General features: G+C 34.8%; 28 protein-coding genes. 15 read left to right on the top strand and 13 right to left on the bottom strand.

Features of this window, described 5'->3' with window-relative positions:
* Positions 1-8: 8 nt before the first annotated feature.
* From R2Q77_RS07255 to R2Q77_RS07240, 4 genes are all read left to right on the top strand, one after another.
* Positions 9-2,993: a two-component regulator propeller domain-containing protein gene (locus R2Q77_RS07255; RefSeq protein ID WP_316803051.1), complete on the top strand. Its 2,985-nt coding sequence runs from the start codon at positions 9-11 to the stop codon at positions 2,991-2,993.
* Positions 2,994-3,244: 251 nt separating this feature from the next.
* On the top strand, positions 3,245-3,811 hold the full coding sequence (gene scpB, locus R2Q77_RS07250; RefSeq protein ID WP_316803050.1) for an SMC-Scp complex subunit ScpB: 567 nt from the start codon (positions 3,245-3,247) through the stop codon (positions 3,809-3,811).
* Between the two features lie 88 nt (positions 3,812-3,899).
* On the top strand, positions 3,900-4,094 hold the full coding sequence (locus R2Q77_RS07245; RefSeq protein ID WP_131537362.1) for a hypothetical protein: 195 nt from the start codon (positions 3,900-3,902) through the stop codon (positions 4,092-4,094).
* 70 nt (positions 4,095-4,164) lie between these two features.
* Positions 4,165-5,283, top strand: a complete 1,119-nt coding sequence (locus R2Q77_RS07240; RefSeq protein WP_316803049.1) for a GNAT family N-acetyltransferase — start codon at positions 4,165-4,167, stop codon at positions 5,281-5,283.
* Between the two features lie 72 nt (positions 5,284-5,355).
* Here R2Q77_RS07240 and R2Q77_RS07235 read toward each other — a convergent pair whose 3' ends face one another.
* The 6 genes from R2Q77_RS07235 to R2Q77_RS07210 form a co-directional block, all read right to left on the bottom strand.
* A complete protein-coding gene (locus tag R2Q77_RS07235) occupies positions 5,356-5,679 on the bottom strand; it encodes a helix-turn-helix transcriptional regulator (RefSeq protein ID WP_316803048.1) in 324 nt (107 codons plus the stop codon).
* Positions 5,680-5,694: 15 nt separating this feature from the next.
* Entirely contained in the window at positions 5,695-7,047 is a 1,353-nt protein-coding gene (locus R2Q77_RS07230; RefSeq protein WP_316803047.1) for a UDP-N-acetylmuramate--L-alanine ligase, read from the bottom strand.
* Between the two features lie 107 nt (positions 7,048-7,154).
* Positions 7,155-7,994, bottom strand: a complete 840-nt coding sequence (gene prmA / locus R2Q77_RS07225) for a 50S ribosomal protein L11 methyltransferase (RefSeq protein ID WP_316803046.1) — start codon at positions 7,992-7,994, stop codon at positions 7,155-7,157.
* On the bottom strand, positions 7,994-8,755 hold the full coding sequence (tpiA, locus tag R2Q77_RS07220; protein ID WP_316803045.1) for a triose-phosphate isomerase: 762 nt from the start codon (positions 8,753-8,755) through the stop codon (positions 7,994-7,996). The genes prmA and tpiA overlap by 1 nt, the downstream gene beginning before the upstream one ends.
* A gap of 46 nt (positions 8,756-8,801) precedes the next feature.
* Positions 8,802-9,977: a putative sugar nucleotidyl transferase gene (locus R2Q77_RS07215; protein WP_316803044.1), complete on the bottom strand. Its 1,176-nt coding sequence runs from the start codon at positions 9,975-9,977 to the stop codon at positions 8,802-8,804.
* Positions 9,978-10,049: 72 nt separating this feature from the next.
* Complete coding sequence (locus R2Q77_RS07210) at positions 10,050-10,298, bottom strand: type B 50S ribosomal protein L31 (protein WP_131537355.1); 249 nt, start codon at positions 10,296-10,298, stop codon at positions 10,050-10,052.
* 250 nt (positions 10,299-10,548) lie between these two features.
* Between R2Q77_RS07210 and R2Q77_RS07205 the strand changes: the two genes are divergently transcribed.
* Positions 10,549-11,256 carry a DUF4377 domain-containing protein gene (locus R2Q77_RS07205; RefSeq protein ID WP_316803043.1) on the top strand — a complete coding sequence of 236 codons (708 nt, stop codon included), beginning with the start codon at positions 10,549-10,551 and terminating at the stop codon, positions 11,254-11,256.
* 37 nt (positions 11,257-11,293) lie between these two features.
* Here the strand turns inward: R2Q77_RS07205 and R2Q77_RS07200 are convergent, their stop codons facing one another.
* Together R2Q77_RS07200 and mce are read right to left on the bottom strand one after the other, a co-directional pair.
* Complete coding sequence (locus tag R2Q77_RS07200; RefSeq protein ID WP_316803042.1) at positions 11,294-11,587, bottom strand: hypothetical protein; 294 nt, start codon at positions 11,585-11,587, stop codon at positions 11,294-11,296.
* A gap of 119 nt (positions 11,588-11,706) precedes the next feature.
* A complete protein-coding gene (gene mce, locus R2Q77_RS07195; protein ID WP_316803041.1) occupies positions 11,707-12,114 on the bottom strand; it encodes a methylmalonyl-CoA epimerase in 408 nt (135 codons plus the stop codon).
* 118 nt (positions 12,115-12,232) lie between these two features.
* Here mce and R2Q77_RS07190 point away from each other — a divergent pair, with 118 nt between their 5' ends.
* The 4 genes from R2Q77_RS07190 (at position 12,233) to R2Q77_RS07175 (ending at position 16,504) form a co-directional block, all read left to right on the top strand.
* Positions 12,233-13,444 carry an IscS subfamily cysteine desulfurase gene (locus R2Q77_RS07190; RefSeq protein ID WP_316803040.1) on the top strand — a complete coding sequence of 404 codons (1,212 nt, stop codon included), beginning with the start codon at positions 12,233-12,235 and terminating at the stop codon, positions 13,442-13,444.
* Between the two features lie 111 nt (positions 13,445-13,555).
* Positions 13,556-13,969 carry a Fe-S cluster assembly scaffold IscU gene (gene iscU / locus R2Q77_RS07185; protein ID WP_316803039.1) on the top strand — a complete coding sequence of 138 codons (414 nt, stop codon included), beginning with the start codon at positions 13,556-13,558 and terminating at the stop codon, positions 13,967-13,969.
* Positions 13,970-14,049: 80 nt separating this feature from the next.
* Positions 14,050-14,376 (top strand): HesB/IscA family protein, encoded by a 327-nt coding sequence (locus tag R2Q77_RS07180; protein ID WP_131537349.1) that lies wholly within the window; start codon positions 14,050-14,052, stop codon positions 14,374-14,376.
* A 211-nt stretch (positions 14,377-14,587) separates the two neighbouring features.
* A complete protein-coding gene (locus R2Q77_RS07175) occupies positions 14,588-16,504 on the top strand; it encodes a long-chain fatty acid--CoA ligase (RefSeq protein ID WP_316803038.1) in 1,917 nt (638 codons plus the stop codon).
* Between the two features lie 69 nt (positions 16,505-16,573).
* Here the strand turns inward: R2Q77_RS07175 and R2Q77_RS07170 are convergent, their stop codons facing one another.
* Both R2Q77_RS07170 and R2Q77_RS07165 read right to left on the bottom strand, forming a co-directional pair.
* Positions 16,574-17,263 (bottom strand): DUF2461 domain-containing protein, encoded by a 690-nt coding sequence (locus R2Q77_RS07170; RefSeq protein WP_316803037.1) that lies wholly within the window; start codon positions 17,261-17,263, stop codon positions 16,574-16,576.
* A gap of 65 nt (positions 17,264-17,328) precedes the next feature.
* Entirely contained in the window at positions 17,329-18,570 is a 1,242-nt protein-coding gene (locus R2Q77_RS07165; RefSeq protein WP_316803036.1) for a hypothetical protein, read from the bottom strand.
* Positions 18,571-18,822: 252 nt separating this feature from the next.
* Between R2Q77_RS07165 and lysS the strand changes: the two genes are divergently transcribed.
* Positions 18,823-20,532, top strand: coding sequence for a lysine--tRNA ligase (gene lysS, locus R2Q77_RS07160; protein WP_316803035.1), 1,710 nt, complete (start codon positions 18,823-18,825; stop codon positions 20,530-20,532).
* A gap of 137 nt (positions 20,533-20,669) precedes the next feature.
* The gene (locus R2Q77_RS07155) at positions 20,670-20,876 is read left to right on the top strand and encodes a hypothetical protein (protein ID WP_316803034.1); all 207 of its coding nucleotides are present in this window, start codon (positions 20,670-20,672) and stop codon (positions 20,874-20,876) included.
* Between the two features lie 70 nt (positions 20,877-20,946).
* Here R2Q77_RS07155 and R2Q77_RS07150 read toward each other — a convergent pair whose 3' ends face one another.
* A complete protein-coding gene (locus R2Q77_RS07150) occupies positions 20,947-21,498 on the bottom strand; it encodes a pyridoxamine 5'-phosphate oxidase family protein (protein ID WP_316803033.1) in 552 nt (183 codons plus the stop codon).
* A 146-nt stretch (positions 21,499-21,644) separates the two neighbouring features.
* Between R2Q77_RS07150 and R2Q77_RS07145 the strand changes: the two genes are divergently transcribed.
* Entirely contained in the window at positions 21,645-22,145 is a 501-nt protein-coding gene (locus tag R2Q77_RS07145; protein WP_316803032.1) for a YdeI/OmpD-associated family protein, read from the top strand.
* Between the two features lie 46 nt (positions 22,146-22,191).
* Here R2Q77_RS07145 and R2Q77_RS07140 read toward each other — a convergent pair whose 3' ends face one another.
* Positions 22,192-22,731, bottom strand: a complete 540-nt coding sequence (locus R2Q77_RS07140; protein WP_316803031.1) for a DUF2892 domain-containing protein — start codon at positions 22,729-22,731, stop codon at positions 22,192-22,194.
* Positions 22,732-22,825: 94 nt separating this feature from the next.
* Between R2Q77_RS07140 and R2Q77_RS07135 the strand changes: the two genes are divergently transcribed.
* From R2Q77_RS07135 to R2Q77_RS07125, 3 genes are all read left to right on the top strand, one after another.
* On the top strand, positions 22,826-23,344 hold the full coding sequence (locus tag R2Q77_RS07135; protein ID WP_316803030.1) for a thioredoxin family protein: 519 nt from the start codon (positions 22,826-22,828) through the stop codon (positions 23,342-23,344).
* Positions 23,345-23,445: 101 nt separating this feature from the next.
* A complete protein-coding gene (gene ung, locus R2Q77_RS07130; RefSeq protein WP_316803029.1) occupies positions 23,446-24,126 on the top strand; it encodes a uracil-DNA glycosylase in 681 nt (226 codons plus the stop codon).
* A gap of 318 nt (positions 24,127-24,444) precedes the next feature.
* The gene (locus R2Q77_RS07125) at positions 24,445-24,855 is read left to right on the top strand and encodes a GxxExxY protein (RefSeq protein ID WP_316803028.1); all 411 of its coding nucleotides are present in this window, start codon (positions 24,445-24,447) and stop codon (positions 24,853-24,855) included.
* Between the two features lie 772 nt (positions 24,856-25,627).
* Here R2Q77_RS07125 and R2Q77_RS07120 read toward each other — a convergent pair.
* Positions 25,628-26,098, bottom strand: coding sequence for an Lrp/AsnC family transcriptional regulator (locus R2Q77_RS07120; protein WP_025142637.1), 471 nt, complete (start codon positions 26,096-26,098; stop codon positions 25,628-25,630).
* Positions 26,099-26,183 lie beyond the last annotated feature (85 nt).

The following is a 26,183-nucleotide window of genomic DNA, read 5'->3' as shown; positions in this document are numbered from 1 at the left end:
CAATAAAAATGACCAGTACTTTACCGTTAAATATTAAAGTTAATACGGGATTCAGAATGGTCTTACTTTTTTGCTGGATATTGTTCTCTATTATCTTTTCTGCTGCAAATACCCATGCGCAAACCACTTATTTGCCTCACTACACCTCAAAAAATGGTTTAGCCAGCAACAATTGTTATTATATCCTTCAGGATAAAAAGGGTTTTATCTGGATTGCGACAGACGGTGGCCTGAGCCGTTTTGATGGGACAAATTTCCAGAATTTCTCTATTGAAGATGGCTTGCCCGATACACAGATTCTTCAGATCAGGGAAGATAGACAAGGCAGATTATGGTTTCTGGCATTAAACGGACAGCTAAGCTATTTTCAGGATGGTAAATTTTACAACAGAGACAACAATAAATTATTAAAGGAACTGAGCTTTAATACCGTTGTGGTTTCCTTTTTAGAAGATAAAACAGGCAGGATATGGTTGGGTACAAACGCTAATCTGATTGCACTTTGGGATGGAAAATCGGTTAAAAAATTTGTATCTCCACACCCTAAAAATCAGTTTACCAATGCTTTTATTCATGAGGATGAAAAAGGAAATATTTTTTCTTACAGTGATTCAAGCGTTCAAAAATTTGATGGAAAAACTTTTAACCTGATTAGTTCCAATGTTAAACCGCTTTCTTACATGAGCGCGTGCAACAGGCCAGATCAATCTTTAATTTACCTGGATCAAAGCGGAGTAAAGGAATTTAAAAATGGCACCATTCAATCTTTAATTAATGTTCCACAAAACCTGATTAAGAATATGTCTGGCTATTTTTATTATGATAAAATTGCCAAAGAGGTTTGGCTGGCCAATTCAAATGGTGTACTGGCCATGAACCAAAGTGGAAAAACCATCCAGTATTTACAGGATATTCCGGTTAATCAAGCCATAAAAGACAGCAATCAGAATATGTGGTTTGCCACCAACCAGGGGATTTATATGTTACCTAATGTAAATGCCCGTTTATCTATAATTGATGCCGAATCAGGGTTGAGCAGTAATGTGATTAAAAGCATTACTAAGGATGGTAAAAACAGACTTTGGCTCGGAACTGATGATGCTGTAGTAGATGTATTAAACATCAGCAATTATAATGTACAGGAAATCGGGCTAACAGATTTTAAAAAGTACAGGGTTGTTAAACAAATCACTTATGATCCGAAAAATGAATCTATTTATTTCGCCTCTGATTACGGCATGGGCGTATTTAAAAATATTTACAACACCTACGATGAAGTTTCCTACTTAAAAGAAGTAAACAACTCCATGTTTGTGGTTAAACACTTTAGCCTAAGCGAAAAAGACAACCATTTGGCCCTGGCCTTATCTTCGGGCGTTGTATTCCTATCAGACAGGATTAAAAAACTGGAATTTAATTCCTTAAAATATAGAGAAAAAGAAGATTTTTTTAAAGACCGCTCCTACCACGCATTTTATGACCGGGAAGGAAATTTATGGTTTTCAAATATTAATGGATTATCGCAGTTTTCTAACGGAAAGCTAATCAAGCATTACGAAAATAGTGTTTTGCTAACCAAAAGGATAAACGATATCCAGCAACTGGCAGATGGAACCCTGATTTTAGCAACTGATGGTTATGGCCTGATCTTTTATAAAAATAACCGCATCACCCGTCAGATCACACAAAATGCAGGTTTAACAAGCAATGTTTGCACAAAAGTGTTTGTAAAAAATAACGAAATCTGGGTACTAACCAGTAAGGGTGTAAATAAAATAACCAATTACCCGAGCCTGCCAACCGTATTAAATTTTGACTATGGAAAAGACCTTTTAAGTGATGATATTAATAGTTTATATATAGACGACAGCACCGCTTATTTTGGGACCAACCGAGGTTTAATATTATTTAAATACAATAATAATAGCATTAGCCGCAATTTACCCAAGGTTTATGTAACTTCTATTATTAAGGATAAAGAACGTTTACCTTTAAATAAAACCAATTTCACCTTTGAAACCGGCAACAATACCATTCTTTTTACTTTTAGTGCTGTAGATTTTACCACCAGCGACATTACTTATCGATACAGATTGAATGAAAATACAAGCTGGGTAGAAACCAGAACAAGACGGTTGGATTTTTCGGCATTACAACCTGGAGATTATGTTTTTGAAGTAAGTGCCAAAAGCCAGAACAGCAATTGGGGGCCATCGGCAAAAATTGCGTTCACCATTAAGAAACATTTCTGGCAAAGCTTATGGTTTTTATCCATCCTGATATTGTTGGTTGGTTATATTTTTTATAAGGTTGCTGTTTACATTACCAGAAAGCAAAAAGATAAGGAACAGGAACAATTGCGATTAAAAAATAAAGTTTTAATGCTCGAGCAGCAAGCTTTACAAGCCATGATGAATCCACATTTTGTGTTTAATGTGATGAACTCTATCCAGCACTACATCAATACGCAGAATACGGCATCAGCTAATAAGGTTTTAACGGGGTTTGCGCGCCTGATTAGAAAGAACCTGGAGATTTGTACCAAGAGTTACATTTCATTGGAGGAAGAGCTTGAATATTTGAATTTATATTTAAAACTGGAAAAAAACCGTTTTGGTGATAAACTGCAATATCTTTTTTCTATAGATCCAAAAATTGAATTGGAAGAAACCTTTATTCCTTCTATGCTTTTACAGCCCTATGTAGAAAATGCAATATGGCATGGCATTATGCCCAAAGAAACGGGAGGTGAAATTCAGATCAAAATGCGCATTGAAAGCGAAACGCATTTAAATATTGAAATAATTGACGATGGAATTGGAATAGATAACTCATTAAAAGATAAAAAAGAAACACATATTAGTAAAGGCATGCAACTTACCCAAGAGAGATTAAACCTTTTAGGTCAGATTGGAGCAAAACCTATACACCTGAGCGTAAAACAAAATGCAGTAAATGGTACAACCGTGTTCATTTCTATACCATTAAAATAGATTATTTACCGTTTACTCAATTATTAATACCACTCACTAAATAGAACCTGAAAGATTGAAGCTTTAGCCTTAAACTTGTCTTAGAAATAAACGATAGTGTTTATCAAAACGTTCTTATAGAATTGATATAGATATTTAACAACCTAACCTAAAACTATATCTTAATTCAGGTTTCATTTGTGTGTTGAAAGCGGTCTTGTTTTTAAAAAGCGAGACCGCTTTTTTTATGCCCAAAAATTATATTTTTGTATATGCCACAAACCAATATCATCAGGCACATTGAAGCCCTTATCTTTTCATCCGTACAAAGCATCAGCGTACAGGAAATTGCAGCAGCACTTAGCGCTGTGTTTGACCAACCCTACGAAGAAAAATTAATTGAGGAAAATATACTGCTGATAAAAGATCGTTATTTACAGGATGATTATGCTATGGAACTTATTCATCTTAATAATGGTTACCAGTTTTTAACAAAAAAAATATATCACGAAACCGTAAACCAGCTCCAGCTGCACCGCTCAAAGAAAAAGTTAAGTCAGGCGGCAATGGAAACATTAGCCATTATCGCTTACCGCCAGCCCATTACAAAACTGGAAATCGAACAAATAAGAGGAGTAAACTCTGATTACTCCGTTCAAAGGTTACTGGAAAAAGAGCTGATCAGTATTAACGGTAAGGCCGAAACACCGGGACGGCCAATTTTATACAGCACCAGTGCTTTGTTTATGGATTACTTCGGCCTAAACAATTTAACACAACTGCCACAGTTAAAAGACATCGCCAAAGAAGAAAATACAGTTGGAGAAACGATTGAATAAAATATTTTAATTTGTTTGCATTCAGTTTGTTATTAAAAAAAGTTTTTTTGTATTTTTAAACTATAAAAGCAATTTTTATTTTTGTGTAATGAAAACCCCGAAGAAATCCCCAGCAAAACCAACTACCAAGAAGCAGGTAGATGATCAAGATGAATTAGAAGATGATGATGAGGTTCAAACCACCAAAAAGAAGCCTCAGGATGATGATGAAGATGATTTTGATCTTCCATTGGATGATCTTGATAACTTCGACAATTTTGATGACGACGACGACGATTATTAATATTTAAAGATATATATTTGAAAAAGCATCCGCCCACTGGCAGGATGCTTTTTAATTTTTAAACCTGCCCATGCAAATTACAGTTGTAACCACTCCCTCTTTAAAAGAAGACTTTCTAAATACTGCCAAAACGCTCTATAAAAACGATAAAAACTGGATTTGCCCTTTGGATTCAGAGATTGAAAATGTGTTTAACTCCGATAAAAATCCATTTTTTGAATATGGTAAATGCACACGTTGGGTTTTAAAAGATGATAAAGGGAACTTAATTGGACGCATTGCTGCATTTATAAATGAAAAAAAGGCTTTTAATTATGAGCAACCAACCGGAGGCATTGGTTTTTTTGAATGTATAGATGATTTAAAGGCTTCTGCCCTGCTTTTTGATACGGCAAAAGCCTGGTTAACCGAAAATGACATGAAGGCTATGGATGGCCCCATTAACTTTGGAGAAAACGATAGTTTCTGGGGTTTGCTGGTTGAAGGTTTTACACCACCATCTTTCGGTATGAATTACAATTTCCCTTATTATAAAAACCTGTTCGAAACTTATGGCTTTAAAACGGAATACGAACAGCTGACCAATCACATTAATTTAACCATCCCATTTCCCGAACGTTTCACAAAAATTGCCAATTGGGTAAGAAAAAAACCTGGCTATACTTTTGAATATTTTAGTAAGAAAAATGCGGATAAGTACATTTCTGATTTAATGGAAATATACAATGACGGCTGGCAGGACTTTGAAAATTTTGTACCCATTAAAAAAGAAACCCTACAGGAAAGTTTTAAAAGCATGGAGCCTATTATGGACGAGCATTTAATCCAATTTGCCTATTTTAATGGCGAGCCGGCTTCGTTTGTTGTACTTATTCCGGATGCAAACCAGATGATTAAAGGTTTTAATGGTAAACTTGGTCTTGTAGAAAAATTAAAGTTTGCTTACAGGCGTTGGGTTGGTGTAACCCGTATGAGGGCCATTGTAATGGGAACTAAACACAAATTCCAGAAACATGGCTTAGAATCTGTACTGTTTATCCAGTTGGGCGAATATGTATTGCCTAAAAATCAATACAAGGAGCTGGAGTTAAGTTGGGTTGGTGATTTTAATGAACAAATGATTTCCATACACAAAGCTACCGGCGCAACATTTGGCAAAAGACATTTAACCATGCGGAAGATTTTTTAATAGATAAAATTACCGGCATTTTGTTGTTGCAAACTGGAAATTTTAGCTTGCCGTAACCATAAATCAAAAAATCTACATTCCTAATTTATCATAGAGATCAATAACCTTTTTTCTAAGTTTATTGATCTCTTCTTCTTTTTCAAGAAGAGTTTGCTTTAAAGCACTAACCTCTTCTGATGAGGAGGTAGGTTCTTCTGGTTTACCAGAGAGTAACTCTATAACTGAAACTTTAAATGTTTTTGAAATCTGAAATAACCTGGAAACATTTAAATCAGTTTGTCCTGTTTCAATTTTGCAAAACCCTGGTGTAGAAATATTAAGCTTTTTAGCGGCATCAGCCTGACTTAACCCAAGGGCAACCCTACTTTGCTTAATATTTTCACCAATACTTTTCATTTCAGGTAACCTGGATTATCTTTTTAATTCTGTTGCCAGTTCAGGTAAATCAAAACCCGCATAATTGCCAGAACTCATCATTAATAAATTGGCATTTTTGTAATTTAGGCTCAATAAATAAGCTTTTAACTTAGATGCATCATTAAAGAATTTTAAATCGGGATTTGAAAATGCCTGCTGCACATCATCCTCCGTAAAAGGTTCCATTCTTTTTTGTTCAAAGCTTTTTAAATCTATAAAAACAATGGCTTCATCAGCCATGTCCATACTTCCGGTATACTCCTGTAGAAAATCTTTATTTAAACTGCTAAACGTATGCAGCTCAATACAGGCAACTAATTTGCGTGCTGTAAACTGCAATTTAACCGCTTCAATTGTAGCTTTAAGCTTTGATGGAGAATGTGCAAAATCTTTATACACATTCGTAAATTCATCAGCAGAAATTACTTCCAAACGTTTGGCTGCACCGGTGAAAGAAGAAATGGCTTTATCAAATTCAACTTCTGAAAGGTTAAGCTGTGCACAAACCAATTTAGCTGCGTTTAAATTCATTAAATTATGATCTCCGAATATTTTCAAAGCGGTATGATCAGGCAATAAATAAGTTACTCCATCCTTAATTTCATGTTCCGGAATGGCATAACCAATTTTTTCAACGGGCGCTTTTGAATTGCCAACAATTTCATTCAAATCAGCATCTGCCTCGCAATAAATTAGTTTTCCGTTAGGCTCAACTGTATTAATAAACTGATCAAATTGACTGGTATAATCTGCATAAGTTGGAAACACATTAATGTGATCCCAGGCAATACCGCTAATTACAGCAACATTAGCCTTATAAAGATGAAATTTGGGTCTTCTGTCTATTGGAGAAGCTAAGTATTCATCGCCCTCAATAATCATTACAGGCGCCTCATTTGTTACTTTAACCATGGTTTCAAAACCAGCAAGTTGTGCACCTACCAGATAGTCAAAATCACGGCTGTAATAATTCAATACATGTAAAATCATACTGGTAATGGTGGTTTTACCATGGCTACCACCAATAACTACACGAAGTTTATCTTTACTTTGCTCGTAAATGTATTCAGGATAAGAATAGATTTTTAGGCCAAGTTCCTGCGCTTTTAACAATTCCGGATTATCAATTCGGGCATGCATACCCAAAATAATTACATCAATATCAGTCGTAATCCGGTTTTCATTCCAGCCAAGTTCAGCCGGAAGAATGCCATATTTATCCAGTCTTGATTTTGCCGGCTCAAAAATTACATCGTCAGAACCAGTAACCTGAAATCCTTTTTTATGTAGGGCAATAGCCAGATTGTGCATGGCACTACCTGCAATTGCAATAAAATGTACACGCATTTGTTAATGGTTGAATGAGTGAATTAATTAATTTTAATAGTTAAGTTTTGGACAGGTAAACGATAATAACCCGAAAACCAATCATTTACACCTTCCAGAATCCCTAATTATTTTTTCTCAAACTGGGCGGCTATCCAATCTCCGTTTTGCTTATGATCGATGTATTCAATATTAAACTTAGCACACTCCTCTTTAATCATCTCCAAATCAGGCTCCAGGTAAAAACCACTAAAGAAAATTTTTCCTTCAGACTTTAAAACTTCCGCATAGCGATGAATCTGATCTAAAAGGATGTTGCGGTTAATGTTAGCAAAAATAACATCAAAAACATCATTAGGAATTACCTCCTTACCGCCACATAAAGCTGTTAAATTATTGATGTTGTTTAAGGCTGCATTTTCTAAAGTGCTTTCGTAACAAATTTCATCATAATCAATAGCGACTAAACTTTTAGCGCCTAATTTAGCGGCAAGAATGGCTAAAATCCCTGTTCCGCAGCCCATATCTAAAATAGTTCTGTTTTTAATATCGGCAGAAAGAATATACTGCATCACCATGGTTGTAGTTTGATGATGCCCGGTACCGAAAGCCATTTTAGGATCGATTATAATCTCGTACGGATAAGATGGCTGTGGCTCATGGAAAGTTGCCCTTACATAACACACATCATCAATTATAAGCGGACTAAAATTCTTTTCCCACTCTGCATTCCAGTTTTCATCGGCAATATTTTCCAATGTATATCCGGTTGTAAAATCGTCAGCGTAGGCAGATAAAATAACCTTCAGTGCAGATTCCTCAAAATTATCTTTAATAACAAAAGCCGTAAAACCTTTGTCGCTGTCCTCGAAAGTATCGAAACCTAAATCAGCAAGATCTGCAATAAGCAAATCTTGCTGATATTCTTCAATACTATTGAAAGTGAATATTGCTTTAATATATTGCATTAGCTGTTAAAAGCTTTAATAATGTCTGTAAAATCACGTGATTTTAATGATGCACCACCAATTAAGCCACCATCAATATCTTTTTGGGCAAATAAGCTTGCCGCATTTCCAGGGTTGCAGCTTCCTCCGTATAAAATTGTCGTATCATCCGCAATATTAAAACCATAGTTGGCCTCAATTTCAGAACGGATAAATGCATGAATATCCTGTGCCTGCTCCGGTGAAGCCGTTAAACCAGTTCCAATGGCCCAAACAGGCTCGTAAGCAATTACAATTTTAGAAAAATCTGCATCACTTAAACTGAAAACACCTTCTATCAGCTGTTTTTTAAGTACTTCGTAATAACTGCCGTTGTTACGCTCGTCTAATGTTTCGCCAATACAAAAAATTGGTGTTAAACCATTTGCCAAAGCAATTTTGGTTTTCTCTGCCAATAATTCATTGCTTTCTGCAAAATATTGTCTGCGCTCAGAGTGACCTAAAATAACATACTCAGCACCAACAGATTTCACCATTTTTGCCGAAATTTCGCCTGTGTAAGCACCGCTTTCTTTATCGTGAATATTTTGTGCACCAATTTTAACATCGTTGCCCCCCAATTTCGCTAAGCTATTTAAATGAATAAACGGTGAGCAAATAATAGCCAGTTGATCGCCCTTGCGTTCATCTTTAACCATATTTACAATTTCACTGAATAACGAAATACCTTCGTTATAATCTAAATTCATTTTCCAGTTACCGGCTACTATTTTTTTTCTCATGATTATGATTTATGGATTGCTTATTATCTTTTTTCTATTATTTAAACTAAAAATGACGATGTAACGCTGTCATTTCAAATACTTTATTTAAAATATCTTTTTCTATTTTGTTAAATTCCAAATGGCGCCTTTCGTAAACTTTTTCTGCTGTTTCAAACATCTTATCCAGGCTGTATACATCAAAACCATGTACCCCGCCCCAGGCAAAGTCGGGAATAAAGTTGCGTGGAAAACCAGCACCAAAAACGTTAGCACTTACCCCGGCAACTGTACCGGTATTAAACATGGTATTAATACCACATTTAGCATGATCAGCCATAATTAACCCACAAAACTGCAATCCCGTTTTACGAAAACTTTGTTCTTCGTAATCCCATAATTTCACTTCAGCATAATTATTTTTAAGATTGGAGTTATTGCTATCAGCACCAATATTACACCATTGCCCCAATACAGCATTTCCTAAATAACCCTCATGTCCTTTTGAAGAATAACCCCAGATTACAGCATTATTAATTTCACCACCAACGCGGCTAAAAGGCCCAATGGTTGTATTGGGATAAATTTTACCAGCCATTTTAACCGAAGAACCTTCGCAAAGTGCAAACGATCCTCTAATGATGCTCCCTTCCCAAACCTGACTGTTTTTACCTAAATAAATAGGCCCTTGTCTGCTGTTAAAAATCGAGCACTCTGCTTCTGCACCTTCTTCAACAAAAATATCATCTCCTAAAAATGTATTTGTTGAGCTTAATGATGAAGAACTGCGTCCTTTAGTTAACAAAGCAAAATCTTTTCTCAACTCTTCGCCGTTATAAGTGAAAATATTATCCGGATAAACAATGCGGACAAATTTAGAATGATAGGCTATTGGTTTTAAAGATTTGGCTAAGGTTAAACTATGCGCTGTAGTCGAATCGGCTTTATAAGCCAGCACCAAATCTCCCTGAATTAAAGCTTCTCCGCTTTTTAACGCTGTAATGGCTCCCAGCAAACCTTCATCAGGACAAATAGATCCATTAATAAAAACATCAGCTACTTGTAAAGATGGGTATTTAGCTGTAAGGTAATCTTTGGTAATGAAGCCAAAACTGGCATTGAGGTACTTGGCCCACTTCTCGGCTATGGTTAAAATACCAATTCTTAAATCAGCTACCGGCCTGGTATAAGTAAGTGGACGTAATGATTCCCAACTGGAATCATCAAACAGATTGATTGTCATAAGCCACAAAAATAAAAAAAGTCCCGATGCTTTTGGCAAAGGGACTTCAAAAAATGCTTTTTTGCAGCTAAATTATTTCTTAGCGTAACGGTTTTTGAATTTATCGATACGTCCTGCTGTATCAACCAATTTCATTTTACCAGTATAAAAAGGGTGCGACATGTGAGAAATCTCTAATTTATAAAGAGGATACTCATTACCATCTTCCCATTTGATCGTTTCTTTAGTTTCTACACAAGATTTTGTTAAAAAAGCATATTCGTTAGACATATCTTTGAAAACAACTGGTCTGTAGCTTGTTGGGTGCAAATCTTTTTTCATTTGAAATATTATTTTAGTTATTTGTGTGAAAGCATCAAGAACATTTTTGCAATTTGCTGGCAACAACGCTTATGACATTTCCTATTAGTCTTTCTACCTCTATTTTAGAGGATGCAAATGTATTGAAATATTTTATAAAAATCAAGCTTCAATAACTTTTAATAAAAAATATTTAATAAAAATGCTTGTTGGGCACAAATTTGTTATGGAAAAACGCATGCCCTGGCATCTTAATTAAAACACAAAGAAAATGAAACTTAAATTAAATTTAAAATCAATGTACAAATCAGCATTTTTAATTATTGCACTTATTACCCTTACAATGGGTGCAAAAGCAGATACCATTAGATTAACAGTTAAAGAAGATGTAGCAAATTGTACTGGAGTTGCGCCGCAAACCTGCTATCAGGTAAAATATAAAAACAGTAAAGACTGGACGCTTTTTTATAGCCAGATTAAAGGTTTTGATTATAAACCTGGTTACAGATATGTTATTGACGTAATCAGAACCAAAAGAAAAAATGTTCCGGCAGATGCTTCCATTTACACTTATAAATTAAAGAAAGTAATTAAGAAAACACAGATTTTTGACAAACAACCCGACAGCTGGACTTTTGTAACGAAACACAACTGGAAATTAATTCAAATCAATGGTATTACGCAAAACAACACTTCTGCTTATTTAACTTTTAAAAGCGATAAAAATGCAATGAGTGGCTCTGGAGGCTGTAACCGCATATTTGGTGCTTATGAATTGAAAAACGATCAGATTTCTTTTAAAAATATAGCAAGTACCATGATGGCTTGCATAGATGCGGACAAAAGCAAACTGGAGGGTGATTTTGTGAAACTATTAACAAACAATAGTTTTAAATTCGATGTTGCTGACCAGACTTTAAACTTTTACCAAGACAATAAATTGGTACTGATGTTTGGAATGGCTCCTTTAGATAAATAAATAAATTATAAAGCCAGCGTAAGGAGCATTAAAACCCTTATGCTGGTTTACTATACTTTTTCCAGGTTTCTATTTTAGCAAGCTGGCGATTGATGTAAGCATCTGCAATCACTTCAGCCGAACTTAGCCCCATTGTATTTTCCAGCAATTCCTTTAGCTTATATTGATCAACATCAGCTTTGTATAAAATCTGAATCAGTTTAGGAAAATCATTATCCACCAGATAAGCAAAAGCATCAATCATTGTATGCCGCAATTGACTTTCAGACAGGTTTTGCTCCAAATCAAAATCTTTATTTATAATTTTGATTAGCGATTGAATATCACTCATTTATATTATTATTTTTCTGCGATAGGGAAAAGACACGTTGTAAGTAAGGTCTATATTATCAAAAGAAACACAATCCGTTAATTTCTAAAAAAATCTTAGTTCGTACTTTTTTTATTAAGCTACGTCCATTTAATTTCCTGGCAAAGCTCAATTAAAACGCCAGTAGTGTTTTTTGGATGAACGAAACAGACCATTTTATTATCGGCTCCTTTTTTAGGCACCTCGTTTAACAAAACAAATCCGCCGGCTTTTAAACGTTCCATTTCTGCTAAAATATCATTAACAGCAAAAGCAATGTGGTGTATGCCCTCTCCTTTTTTCTCCAGGAACTTAGCGATGGCACTATCTTCTGAAGTTGCCTGCAACAATTCTACCTTATTTTCGCCAACTTTAAAAAATGCAGTATTTACAGATTCAGTGTCCACCGTTTCCGTTTTATAGCAAGAAGTATTCAACAATTGTTCGTAAATGGAAACTGCCTTTTCAAGGTCTTTTACGGCAATTCCAACGTGTTCTATCTTGTTCATGGTTTAAAAGGTTTGTTGAATGTAAAAATGCAGGTTTTAACTATAACCTCATAGCTATTATTTATAATTGTTAGAAAACTTTTTTTGTATCTTTGTATTACAAATAATAGTAACTGAAATGAAACAGCCGATATATTTAGATAATAATGCGACTACCCCACTTGATCCAAGGGTGCTGGAAGCAATGCTACCTTACTTTACCGAGAAATTTGGAAACGCCGCAAGCCGCAATCACGCTTTTGGTTGGGTGGCAGAAGAGGGAGTGGATTATGCTCGTGAGCAGGTAGCCAAATTAATCGGCTGTACTGATAAAGAAATTATTTTTACATCTGGTGCTACAGAAGCAGATAACCTTGCTATTAAAGGTGTATTTGAGATGTATAAAGAAAAAGGTAACCACATTATCACTGCAGTTACTGAACATAAAGCTGTTTTAGATACTTGTAAACACCTTGAAAAAAATGGTGCAAGAGTAACTTATTTAGGCGTAAAAGAAGACGGTTTAATTGATTTAGCTGAATTAGAAGCTGCTATGACACCAGAAACCATCCTGGTTTCTATTATGTATGGCAATAACGAAATTGGCGTAATCCAACCGGTTAAAGAAATCTCTGATATTGCACACAAACATGGCGCTTTATTTATGACTGATGCAACGCAGGCGGTTGGAAAAATTCCTGTGGATGTAAATACAGACGGAATTGATTTAATGGCTTTTTCAGCACATAAAATGTACGGTCCTAAAGGCGTTGGTGTTCTTTATGTTCGTCGTAAAAACCCGAGAGTTAAAGTAACCGCACAAATGGATGGTGGTGGCCACGAACGTGGAATGCGTTCTGGTACATTAAACGTTCCGGGTATTGTAGGTTTAGGTAAAGCCTGCGAACTTTGCCGTTTAGAAATGGAAAGTGAAGCAGCCCGTCTATCTGCATTGCGCGACAGATTAGAGTCTACTTTAAACAAAATGGAAGAAAGTTATGTTAATGGTAATACACAACACCGTTTACCACATGTAGCAAATATCTCTTTCAAATATGTTGAAGGCGAAGGTTTAATGATGGCTATGAGCGATTTGGCTGTATCTTCTGGTTCTGCCTGTACTTCGGCATCTTTAGAACCATCCTACGTACTAAAAAGTTTAGGTTTATCAGATGATTTAGCACACTCTTCTATTCGTTATGGCTTAGGTCGTTTTACAACAGAAGAAGATATAGACCATGCCATTGAAATTACTCAAAAAGCTGTAAATCACTTAAGAGAACTTTCTCCACTTTGGGAGATGTTTAAGGAAGGAATTGATTTAAGTAAAATTGAGTGGGCAGAACACTAAGCAGATTACAATTGTAGATTGACGAATTACGATTAGCAGTTTACAATTTAAAATATTTAATAGAAATAGATTTTAGAAATCGTAAATCTAAAATCTGCAATCTAAAATAAAATGGCATATTCAGAAAAAGTAATTGATCATTATAACAACCCCCGCAATGTGGGTACTTTAAATAAAGATGAGAAAAATGTAGGTACAGGTTTAGTTGGCGCACCTGAGTGTGGCGATGTAATGCGCTTACAAATTGAAGTTGGTGCAGATAACGTAATCACGGATGCTAAATTTAAAACATTTGGTTGTGGTTCTGCAATTGCATCATCATCTTTAGCTACAGAATGGTTAAAAGGAAAAACCATTGATGAGGCTTTAACTATTGACAATATGGATATTGTTGAAGAACTGGCTTTACCTCCTGTTAAAATCCACTGCTCTGTATTGGCAGAAGATGCAATTAAATCAGCTATTAACGATTACCGCGTTAAAAATGGTTTAGATGCATTAGTATTAGAAAAATCACATCACTAAAAAGAATTTAGATTTTAGATTGATGAATTACCATCGTATTTCAGCTAATCTAAAAACCTAAGTTTAAAATCGTAAATAACATGATTACTATAACCGATAAAGCAAAAGATAAAATAGACCACCTGATGCAGGATTCTGAATTGGGTTCTGATTATTTTTTACGTGTTTCTGTAAAAGGAGGAGGCTGTTCAGGTTTATCATATAATTTAGATTTTGATAACGAATCTAAAACCGGAGATCAGTTTTTTGAGGATAGAGGCATTAAAATCGCCCTTGATATGAAATCATTTCTTTATTTAGCCGGAACAGAATTAGATTTCTCTGATGGTTTAAATGGAAAAGGATTTAACTTCATTAACCCAAATGCAAGCCGCAGTTGCGGTTGTGGCGAAAGCTTCTCTGTATAAAATATTTTACAAATTAGAAAGGTTCCATTTTATGGAACCTTTTTTGCGTTTAAAAGAATGCTGAAATCGATTTTGTTTTCTAAATCGTACTTATAATGCCAACAAATTAATTAAGCCATTTTTAAAACAGTAGATTAAAAATTGGCTGTTTTGTATTATTAAACCAAAAAGCATTATAATTGTTAATTATAACAAACACACTATTACGAGCATGCCATTAATAAATGAGTTTTCAACGGTTCCTACCCTTTTACGTAATGTTGTAAAAAACATTCATAAACAGGAAGATACCTTTTTGATACATAAACAAGGTAACGAATGGACTGAAATTTCTTACGAAGACACTTTAAAAAGAGCGGATGCAGTGTCTGCTTTTTTTCTTGAAAAAGATATTCAGAAAGGCGACAGATTAGGTTTAATGATCGAAAACTCACCTGAGTATGTTTACTACGATCAGGGCATTCAGCAAATTGGCGCCATTAATGTTTCCATTTATCCAACCTTGTCTGAACAAGAAGTTGCTTACATTATAAATGATTCGGGTATTAAGGCCATTTTAGTTGGCAATAATTTCCTGTACCGTAAAGTATTAAAAGTTGCTGCAAACTGTAAAGAATTAAAATATATTATTCCTGCTTTTAAAGATTACGAAAAAGTAGTTATACCTGAAGATGTAAAAGTAGAAGTGTTTAGCTTTGCTGATATCTTAGCGTTAAAACATCAGGTTACAGCAGCAGAAAAGGCAGCAATTGACGAAGCCAGAAACTTAGTTTTACCTGAAGATGTTTCTTCCTTAATTTATACTTCTGGCACTACCGGCACACCAAAAGGCGTAATGCTTACGCACAGCAATTTCGTTGAAAATGTAAAAGTTTGTTTGCAGCAAATACCGGTGATTGACCAGACAGAAACATTTTTATCTTTCTTACCACTATCACACGTATTTGAGCGTACTGCAACCTACCATGTATGTTGTGCGCAGGGTTGTAAAATTGCCTTTGCTCAAAGTTTAGAATTATTAGCGAAAAACATGGGCGAGGTTCGCCCCACAGTAATGAGCTGCGTACCGCGTTTGCTCGAGCGCATTCATGATAAGGCAATAAAATCTGGTACAGCCGCTGGTGGTGCAAAAGCGAAAATATTTACCTGGGCTTTAGAAACCGGAAAAAACTACCGTGTACTAAAAGAAGCGGGCAAAAGCCCGGGATTAATTCTATCTGCAAAGAAAGGAATTGCTGAAAAATTAGTGTTCAGTAAAATAAAAGAAAAAACCGGTGGGCGCTTAAAATTTATGATTTCAGGCGGTGCGGCACTGCCTAAAAATGTAGGCGAATTCTTTGGCGATTTGGGCATAAAAATATTAGAAGGCTTTGGCTTAACGGAAACTTCGCCGGTAATGTCTGTAACCGAATACCACAGACAGGTTTATGGAACAGTTGGTCGAGTTATTCCGGGAATAGAAGTTGGTATACAGGATGTAGAAAGTAAAGCCATTATTAATGTACAAACACATGAAACCTTTAATGAAGAATTTGAGTGTGCTGAAGGTGAAATTATAGTTCGCGGCCACTGCGTAATGAAAGGTTACTTTAACAAACCTGCTGAAACAGCTGAGGCCATTGATAAAGATATGTGGTTCCATACGGGCGATATTGGTCGTTTTTATAAGGGTAACCTGCAAATTACAGATCGTTTGAAAAACATGATCGTAAATGCATACGGCAAAAACGTTTACCCTACACCCGTTGAAAATATTTACCTTAAAAGCCCAAAAATAGACCAGTTATTTTTAATAGGTGATAAGCGTGAATTTATTACAGCTATTATTATTCCGAATAAAGAAACCATGGAAGAAACATTTAAGCTTCAACCTTCTTTCTTTGAAGAAAGTGACCCTTTTATTCAGAATAAAGAAATTGTGGATTGGATAGAGCAAGACATTAAAAAGATTTCAGGCGAGCTGGCTAAATTTGAACGCATTAAAAACTTTAAGATAAAGCGTAATCCATTTAATATTGATGAAGGTGAAATTACACCAACAATGAAGGTTAAACGCCGTATTGTTGAAAAGAAATATGCTGAAGCCATTAACGATATGTATGAAGAAGGCATAGAAGCCGAATCATAATTAAAAAAGGGTGATAAATTATTAATGTAATTATCACCCTTTTTATTTAGAATCCAATCTCAATTTTATCTATACATCCAGTCCATTCGCATCCGTTGTTAAAATTTCGCTCATATAATCAAAAAACGGACGCATATTTTTAAATGCCTGATTGCACTTATCTAAAAAACCTTTATCTAAAACCTCATCATCTGTAAATTTACTAACCAGTAAAAATTGTTTATAACGGAGTAAATCAATTGCCTCATCATCGGCAGCAAAGCCTTTTGGAGTGGTTTTTAATTGTTCTCCTTTTAAAGTTCCAAAGGAGGCAACAAACATTTTATCTTTTAAAATAGCTCTAAGCGGCTGCGCATCAAAAGAAATATTTTCTCTTATTAATTTCAAATCCTGCGGCGACGGTCCAAAAAAACCTCCGGCGACAAAGCTATTTCCCGGCTCTATATGAAAGTAATACCCACCTCTTCTTTGTTTTCCCGTACGTTTAAAACTCCCACTCCAATGCGTTTTATAGGGTGTTTTATCATTCGAAAACCTGGTATCCCGATAAATCCGGTATAAACTCTTCTTTCCTGAAGGCGTTTCAATTACATCGTGGGTATTCATTAAATCCAGGAGCGTTTGCGCAAAGGATTCTATAATTCCTTGTTCCTTTTGAAATTCAGTTTTATGTGCGGCAAACCATTCCCGATCGTTATTCTGCTTTAATAATTGTAAAAAATCAAAATTTGAAGTTTGTATCTTATTTATATCAGCCATAGCATTTTTTTATTAATCCGGAATAATCGTCATTCAAAACAAATATAACATCTGTAAAAATTAAATTATTCAATAAATTTATTTCCGGTGGTTGGCGAAAATAAAACAAGTACATCATAACCTTTAATAAAAGCCTCCAGATTAGTATTAACGCCCTTAATTGTTCCTTTAAGTATGGCCGTACGTATAGGTCTCAAATCAAAGAAAGCCCATTCTTGATCACTTAACTGGTTGTAAAATGGCGTAAATATGGATAAATCTTTATCATTTTCTATTTTATAAGGTTGAATTGCTTTGCTATTATCTGGAGAAATCATCGAGTTAATTGTTCCGTTTTTTCCAAAAATTAGAATGTGTAATGTTTTTTTATTTGATGCAGCAGCTAAATGATCTGCAAGGTTACCTACTTCAAATAAACCGGTGATATCATTTGTACGTGTAACATGATTGGCTCCAAATTTAAATAGCAATTTAGGAATGCTTACAGCGTCCTTTCCTATATATGGTGCAACATAATTTAAAAGGTTTTTCTTCATCATATTTATGCGGAGCGAATAATTAGCCCATAAAAGCGGTCGGCTTGCTTTCAAATCAAATAACATTTTCTTAGCCTGTACATTATCGTCTTTAAAAACGGTTAACAGCGTATCAATGTGTCCTGTAGTTAACTTGGAAAAACTTAGATTGTCCCATTTCTTAGAGTCAAAATACATTGGACGGTCGTTATTTCCATATTCAACAGCTATTTTTTTCGCAAGGGCCTTATTGGCTGGTATTTTAGATACATTGGCCAGTTCTTCAAAAAACAAGCCTGCAGACATAAAGGTAATTTCGTTAAGCCCCCAGATATCTACATGATCTTCACTCAATTTTTTAGCAAGTTTCATTTCTGTGTCCCAGCAATAAAATGCCAGATCGTAAGGCCACTTTTTAAAATGCGCCGAATACCCTGCCGGATCAATTGCCAGTTTCTTTAATCGCACTGCAGAATAAGGATCTATTTCCGCAACAAAAGCTTTCGGCTTAAATAGAGTGGCAATTTTTTCGGTAAAAACAGGTATTTCAGCTTCGCCATGCTGCTCCCCAATCATAACAAACTGCACTTTTTCGATTTCATTTTTTAATAACTCCCATCCCACACCGTTAAACACATCTTTATTGTAAGTAAAAGATTTTTTATTAATCAAGCTGTTTAAAGTTACACTATCCTTTATCTGGCCAAAACCATTAAACGAAGCTAAACATAATGATGCGATGGAAAGCGTTAATAAGAATTGCTTTTGTAAAGGCTTTAATTTAAATTTCATTTAACTTGGATGATATGGATTTTGGTTATTTTTCTATTTTCAGAAACAATCTTTGCTAAGGTAAAATTAAATGTAGAAATTCTGCTAATTCCTTTACCTGTTGCACTTTTAAAATCGTTTATATCATCCAAAGCATTTAGTTATTCCTTTTCCTTTCTTATCTTTGTAGCCATCAGCATTTAAACAACTATTGCTGTTAATTATAATTACATAACAATTGCAAAATCATTACTTTTGCAAAAAATACCCGAAATGAGTATAGGATTATCAGAACAAGAAATATTACGACGCGAGTCGCTAAAACAACTACGCCAATTGGGTATAGAGCCCTATCCTGCAGAATCTTATGAAATTAACGTAAGCGCTGCAGATATCTTAGCAAATTACGAAAAGGACAAAACTGCTTATAAGACCGTTAGTTTAGCTGGTCGTATTATGGGCCGTAACATTATGGGTGCCGCTTCTTTTGCTGAAATTCAGGATTCTACAGGCCGTATTCAGGTTTACTTAAAAAGAGATGAACTTTGTCCGGGTGAGGATAAAACATTATACAATACTGTATTTAAAAAACTTTTAGATATTGGGGATTTCATCGGTGTTAAAGGTTATGTTTTTACCACGCAAACGGGAGAAATTTCTATTCACGTTACAGAATTTAAAGTTCTCGCTAAATCATTACGCCCTTTACCAATTGTAAAACGCGATGATGAAGGAAATGTATACGATGGTTTTACGAACCCGGAATTACGTTACCGCATGCGTTATGTAGATTTAACGGTAAATCCGGATTACAAACAAATTTTCATCAAACGCAGCAAGGTAATTAACAGCATGCGTAATTATTTTGATGAGCAGGGATGGATGGAAGTAGAAACACCAATTCTTCAACCTATCCACGGGGGTGCAGCAGCAAGGCCTTTTGCTACGCACCATAATACTTTAGATATGCCTCTTTATTTGCGTATTGCAAATGAATTATATTTAAAAAGGTTAATTGTTGCAGGTTTTGATGGTGTTTATGAGTTCGGTAAAATGTTCCGTAATGAAGGTATGGACCGCACGCATAACCCAGAATATACTTCAATGGAAATTTATGTAGCCTATAAGGATTATATCTGGATGATGGCTATGGTTGAAGAGTGTTTAGAAAAAGTAGCAATTGCAACGAATGGTTCTGCAGTGGTTAAAGTTGGCGAAAACGACATCAACTTTGAAGGTCCTTACGAAAAGTTAACCATGTATGAATCGATACAGAAATATACGGGTATTGATGTTTCGGCAATGACCGAAGAGGAACTTGCGGAAACCTGCAAAAGTTTAGATATTGAAATTGATTCTACAATGGGCCGTGGTAAATTAGTAGATGAAATTTTCAGTGCAAAAGTAGAAGCAAATTTAATTCAGCCTACTTTTATTACTGATTATCCGATAGAAATGACGCCGCTTGCTAAAAAACACCGTTCTGCTGAAGGACTGGTAGAGCGTTTCGAAATATTTGTAAATGGTAAAGAAATTGGAAATGCCTATTCAGAACTAAACGATCCGATTGACCAGAAAGAACGCTTTGAAGATCAATTGAAATTGGCTGATCGTGGCGATGCAGAAGCTATGGCAATGGATGATGACTTTGTTCGTGCTTTAGAATATGGTATGCCTCCTACTTCAGGTTTAGGTTTCGGTATAGACCGTATTGTTATGTTAATGACTAACCAAAGCACTATACAGGAAGTTCTATTCTTCCCGCAGATGCGCCCAGAGAAAAAGAAAATTGAAATGACTGCTGAAGAAACAGAATTATTTTCGCTGATTTCTGAAGAAGCACAAGATCTTTTATCTGATGTAAAAGGAAAATTGACGGACTGGAGTAACAAAAAATGGGACACCACATTAAAAGCTTTAACATCAAAAGGCATTTTGAAGGTTACCAAAACTGATGATGGCCTGTTTTTATCGCATAAATAGTTAAGCTGACTCTTTAATTTTAAATAAGAAGAGTTTCATCTTAACAAAAACATAACAAAAACTTAAAAGGCTTGCTAATAAACATTTAGCAAGCCTTTTCTATATTTACAGCAGTAGTTAACAAAAAAACATCTGCTATGAACTCAAGTTTAGAAATTACAGAAAGCGAATACTGCATAAAATTAAATAAGGATACTTTTGATCTTTCTTTGGTTCACCAGTTAATTAAAAGAATACAGGCTGAAGCCTTTTTCTTTAAAAAAGCAAACGATGAAGAGGACATCATCAGCCGTAGGGCTAAAAGAGAAGAATTTGAAGGCTTTGATTATTTAGGAGATAAATAATCAGCCATCAAATTCAATTTGTTTAATATCTTCTTCTGTATGATTGAAATAAATTGGGTTTTAAATCCCCTTAATCAATATCTAAAGTTCCTTCAACAGAATCATCCATCGTTTTACCCATTATTACTGAAGCTGCGATTTTTAAAAATGCAACAGCAGTACCGTGTTTAGTATCCCAATAATAACCTTCAGACGGGATTACTTTTATTAAGGTAATATTTGGATCATCCTTTCCACCCTGAAACCATGTTTTTATAAAAGGGCTCCATAACTTATCTATCATTTCCTGATCCCTGCTAATTTCTGCAATGCCATATATATTTACAAATCCTGAATGCGCCCCAGCCTGAAATAATAGATGCGTAAAAGGGTCAGCAGCAATTTCATCATTCTTTGTGCTGTCTTTCATACTCATAAACCAAATATTACCCTCGTCATCCACCTCTTGCATAGCCATAGGCCTTACTGATAAGGGTAAACCTATTTTAATGTTGGTACAAAAAAAGCAACTTTCAGCTTTTTCGGCTAAACCTCTTAGCTTTTCAATGGCTTCTTTCCCGCCTAAATCTTTAATATTCTCTTCCTGAGTATTGTTTGTACTTCCTTCTTGTGATGTTTCCATAGGTATAAGATTTTATATACACTACAATTAAAAAATCTGTTTGGTTTTAATATTTTGAAAAGCAAGTATCTAACCAGAGCCAATCTCAGGCGCCATAACTTTCTGTAATAAACTTAAAAAGCTATCTTTAAAGTAATCGTTTTATTATGCAGAATAGTAAACCAAAGCCATTTAAAGCCGAAATTTATATCATTGGAATAAACCCATATGTATACATTCCGGAAACTTATTTAACTTATCTTTTTAAACAGGCAAAAAAAGATAGAGGTACAATTCCGGTCAGAATAAAAATAGATGGTCATGCCTTTAATCAAACGCTTATAAAATATGCGGGCAACTGGCGGCTATACTTAAATACAGGTATGCGAAAAGCTGCAGGAAAAGATGTTGGTGATACAGCAAGATTTGAAATAGAATTTGATCCTGAAATAAGAGAAATTGAAACACATCCAAAACTCATCCAGGCATTGGAAGAAAATAAAGAGGCTAAAGAAATTTTCAACGAACTAGCTCCCTATCTGCGAAAAGAAGTAATCAGATATATTGCGAACTTAAAAACTGAAGCATCGATAGCGAAAAATGTAAAACGGGCCGTTCAGTTTCTTTTAGGCGAGGGTAGGTTTATTGGCCGTGACTATCCAAAATAAAAAAAGCCATTCAATTAAGAATGGCTTGTACTAAAATTTAAATATTTTATCTGTAACGAACTTGCTGTTGCTTATCCATCATCCCCATCTGATCTTTCATTTGTTTAATCTGATCAGCCAGTAATTTATTTTTATCTGCTTTCTTCGCTTCAGCAAGATACATTGTAGCTTCTCTTTTATTTCTTTTAGCCATGGCAATACCTGCAAGACTTAATTTTGCTAAAGCAATATTATGGTCCATATGCATTCCTAAAGCAAGTGATTTCTTGAAGTACTTTTCACTTTGCATTGGTGCTCTTCTGCTTTCAATTAAGCCTACTAATAAATTATAATATCCGTGCTGAACTTTAATTAACTGGCTCTCGTAATTGGTAATGCGTTTTAAAAACATTTCAGCCTTTGGCATATTGTCTTTACGTAAAAACCATTGTGCTAAAAGCATATTTTCGTTAAAGAAATAAGTAACCAGTACAATTAATCCTAATAAGATGGCTACTATGCCCCATGGCCAGAAACCAAAAACAAATAAAGCTACTGCGCCACCCAATAATGCAAACCCCGCAATTAATCTGATAATATTTGGCATAAATTTTATTCTAATTATTTTTTTTTGCAAATATCGTGTTTAAATAGCAGAAATTAGATTTTAAAACAATAATTTCATTAAAAATTTCAAAACCATGAAAACCTTCTTCTCTATTACTCTAATCGTACTTGCCATGAATCTTTCCGCACAAGAAGTAAACAAAAAAATCCACGACCAGGCCCACAATAAAGATATTTTAATTAACAATTGCACGCGGGAAGGTATTACTACTTTTCCGGAGTTTAAGGAAATGTATGATCCACTTTACGAAGCTTATGTTCCGGAAACTGCAACCATGATTGAGCTTAAAAAAGTAATTAAAAAGGAAAGAATCAAAATTGTTTTGGGTACCTGGTGCGGCGACAGTAAAGTAAATGTTCCTAACTTTTTTAAAGTACTGGACGGGCTTCACTTTAAAGAAAAAAATATTGATATTATTGCCGTTGATGGCCATAAAAAAGCTGAAAACGGAATTATAGACGGACTTAATATTGTAAGTGTGCCTACTTTTATAGTTTATGATAAAAATGGGAGAGAATTAGGTAGAATTGTTGAACATCCTAAAACAACACTTGAGGGAGATTTGTTAGCTATTTTACAAAAGAAATCGTAACAGTTATTTGTAGATAATGGTGATGGCTTAAGCCTTGATTGTACATCAACCATAAGTCTGACTTTTTTGTATTTATACTAATCACACTTTACATTAAAAATATGTCTGCATCATTAGAACCAGGTTGGTTAGCTGTATTGGATCAGGAGTTTGAAAAAGACTACATGATTAAGCTAAAAGCATTCTTGCAAGATGAAAAACAAAATGGTAAAATTATTTATCCTAAAGGGACTGATATTTTTAACGCATTAAACACTACCCCTTTTGACAAAGTTAAGGTTGTAATTTTAGGCCAGGATCCTTATCACGGTGTTGGACAAGCACATGGACTATCATTCTCTGTTCAGAGAGGCATGACAGTTCCTCCATCCTTAAAGAATATTTATAAGGAGTTGGAAACTGATGTGGAGGGGTTTAAAACACCTAACCACGGAAACCTGACTCATTGGGCAGAGCAAGGTGCATTGCTTTTAAATGCGACCTTAACCGTCCGGGCATCAGAAGCAGGTTCACATCAAAATCAAGGCTGGGAAATTTTTACAGACGAAATTATTAAAGCCCTTTCTCAGAAAAAAGAACATCTTATTTTTTTGTTGTGGGGTAAATATGCACAGCAGAAAGCAAGTCTGATTGATGAGAAAAAACATTATATCTTAACTGCTGCTCATCCATCTCCATTTTCTGCTTACAACGGCTTTTTTGGGAGCAAGCATTTTTCTAAAACGAATCAGCTCCTCATTCAGAATAACTTAAAACCTATTGACTGGCAATTACCAGCTTAATGAAAGTATATTTCATTAGTGGCCTCGGTGCTGACAAACGTATATTTTCTAAAATTAACTTAGATAAAGGGTTAGAAATTATTCATATAGAATGGATTAAATATTCATTGAAGGATAGCTTGAAAAGTTATGCGAAAAAATTTAGATTTTGAAATTAATAATGGAACCCATTTTATGGTTTATCAAAATGCTGAGGAAATTTCAGAAATTATTAATAAATTACTTATGTAATTCCTTTACCTGATCCTACTTAGGATATTTTAGCGAATTGTTCAAAAAATCATCTCAAAAATACATTTAACTAATGAACTGATTTTTATGATGAACAAAACTTTTCTCGACAATTTAGAATATAAAGTTACTGGTGCTTGTATAGAAGTGCATAAAATACTTGGGCCAGGATTACTCGAAAGCGTTTATCAAAAATGCCTGATGCGGGAATTACAGTTGCAAAATATAAATTTTACAGCTGAACATTCCATCTTACTTGCTTATAAAGATGTGCTTTTAGATACAGACCTTAGAGCCGATTTGGTTATTGAAAACTGTATGGTCCTGGAATTGAAATCTGTAGAGAGTTTACACCCGATTCGCGAAGCCCAAATTTTGACCTATATGAAATTATTAAAGATACCTAAAGGGCTTTTAATAAACTTTAATTCGACAAACATTGTTCAAAATGGAAAGAGGAGTTATGTAAGTGAGTTTATGTACGATTTTGGAGCATAAATTTTTCACGACCTTAGTTTTTGAACAAACAATTTTAATCGCCCGGCTTAGGTGGACTAACATGTCTTAGGTGGTAAAACTATTCGAAAAGCAAAATCTATAAAGCCATTCTATATGGTATAAACCACCTTAGGCACCTGAGATCACCTTAGTGTTTTTAGCAAGGAACTTTAATCGCCCAGCTTAGGTGGACTAACATGTCTTAGGTCATAAAACTATTCGAAAGGCAAAATCTATAAAGCCATTCTATATGGTATAAACCACCTTAGACACCTGAGATCACCTTAGTATTTTTAGCAAGCAATTTTAATCGCCCAACTTAGGTGGACTAACATGTCTTTGGTGGTAAAACTATTCGAAAAGCAAAATCTATAAAGCCATTCTATATGGTATAAACCACCTTAGGCATCTGAGATCACCTTAGTATTTTTAGCAAGCAACATTAATCGCCCAGCTTAGGTGGACTAACATGTCTTAGGTCATAAAACTATTCGAAAGGCAAAATCTATAAAGCCATTCTATATGGTATAAACCACCTTAGACACCTGAGATCACCTTAGTATTTTTAGCAAGCAATTTTAATCGCCCAACTTAGGTGGACTAACATGTCTTTGGTGGTAAAACTATTCGAAAAGCAAAATCTATAAAGCCATTCTATATGGTATAAACCACCTTAAGCACCTGAGATCACCTTAGGGTTTTTAGCAAGCAATTTTAATCGCCCAGCTTAGGTGGACTTACATGTCTTAGGTGGTAAATTATTTAAAAAACCTTAGTATTCCAACGGCACAATCGGTTCTTTCTTCGTAGTCGACATGATCATCATCGTTTGAAAAGTTTTTACTACCGATATTTTACTGATTTTATCCATAATTAAACGCTCATAGGCCTTTATATCCTTTACATAAACTTTTAATAAAAAATCTGCCTGGCCAGTCACATGGTGACATTCCGTAATTTCTTTAATTTGATTTACCTCGTCCAGAAAAATTTGAATCGTATTGTTTTTATGAAAATCAAGTTGAATCTGAATAAAGGTTTTTATACCTAAGCCCAGTTTTTCCTCATCAACTAAAGCGTGATAACTTTTTATGTAGCCCGCCATTTCAAGCTTACGTACACGCTCTAAAGTTGGAGCCGGTGATAAACCGATTTCCTGTGATAAAAGCAGGTTGGTGATTCTTCCGTTTTCTTGTAGAATTCTTAAGATTTTAAAATCAATTTTATCTAATTCTGATGCCATATAGTTTCAAAGGTATTGAGAATACAAACATAACCAAATTATATTCTAAATTTTAACATAATTTATCTTATATATTTTAATTTTA

Origin of the sequence: Pedobacter nototheniae (assembly GCF_032678625.1) — a bacterium.
GTDB lineage: Bacteria > Bacteroidota > Bacteroidia > Sphingobacteriales > Sphingobacteriaceae > Pedobacter > Pedobacter nototheniae_A.
This window is presented reverse-complemented; position numbering and strand designations above follow the sequence as displayed.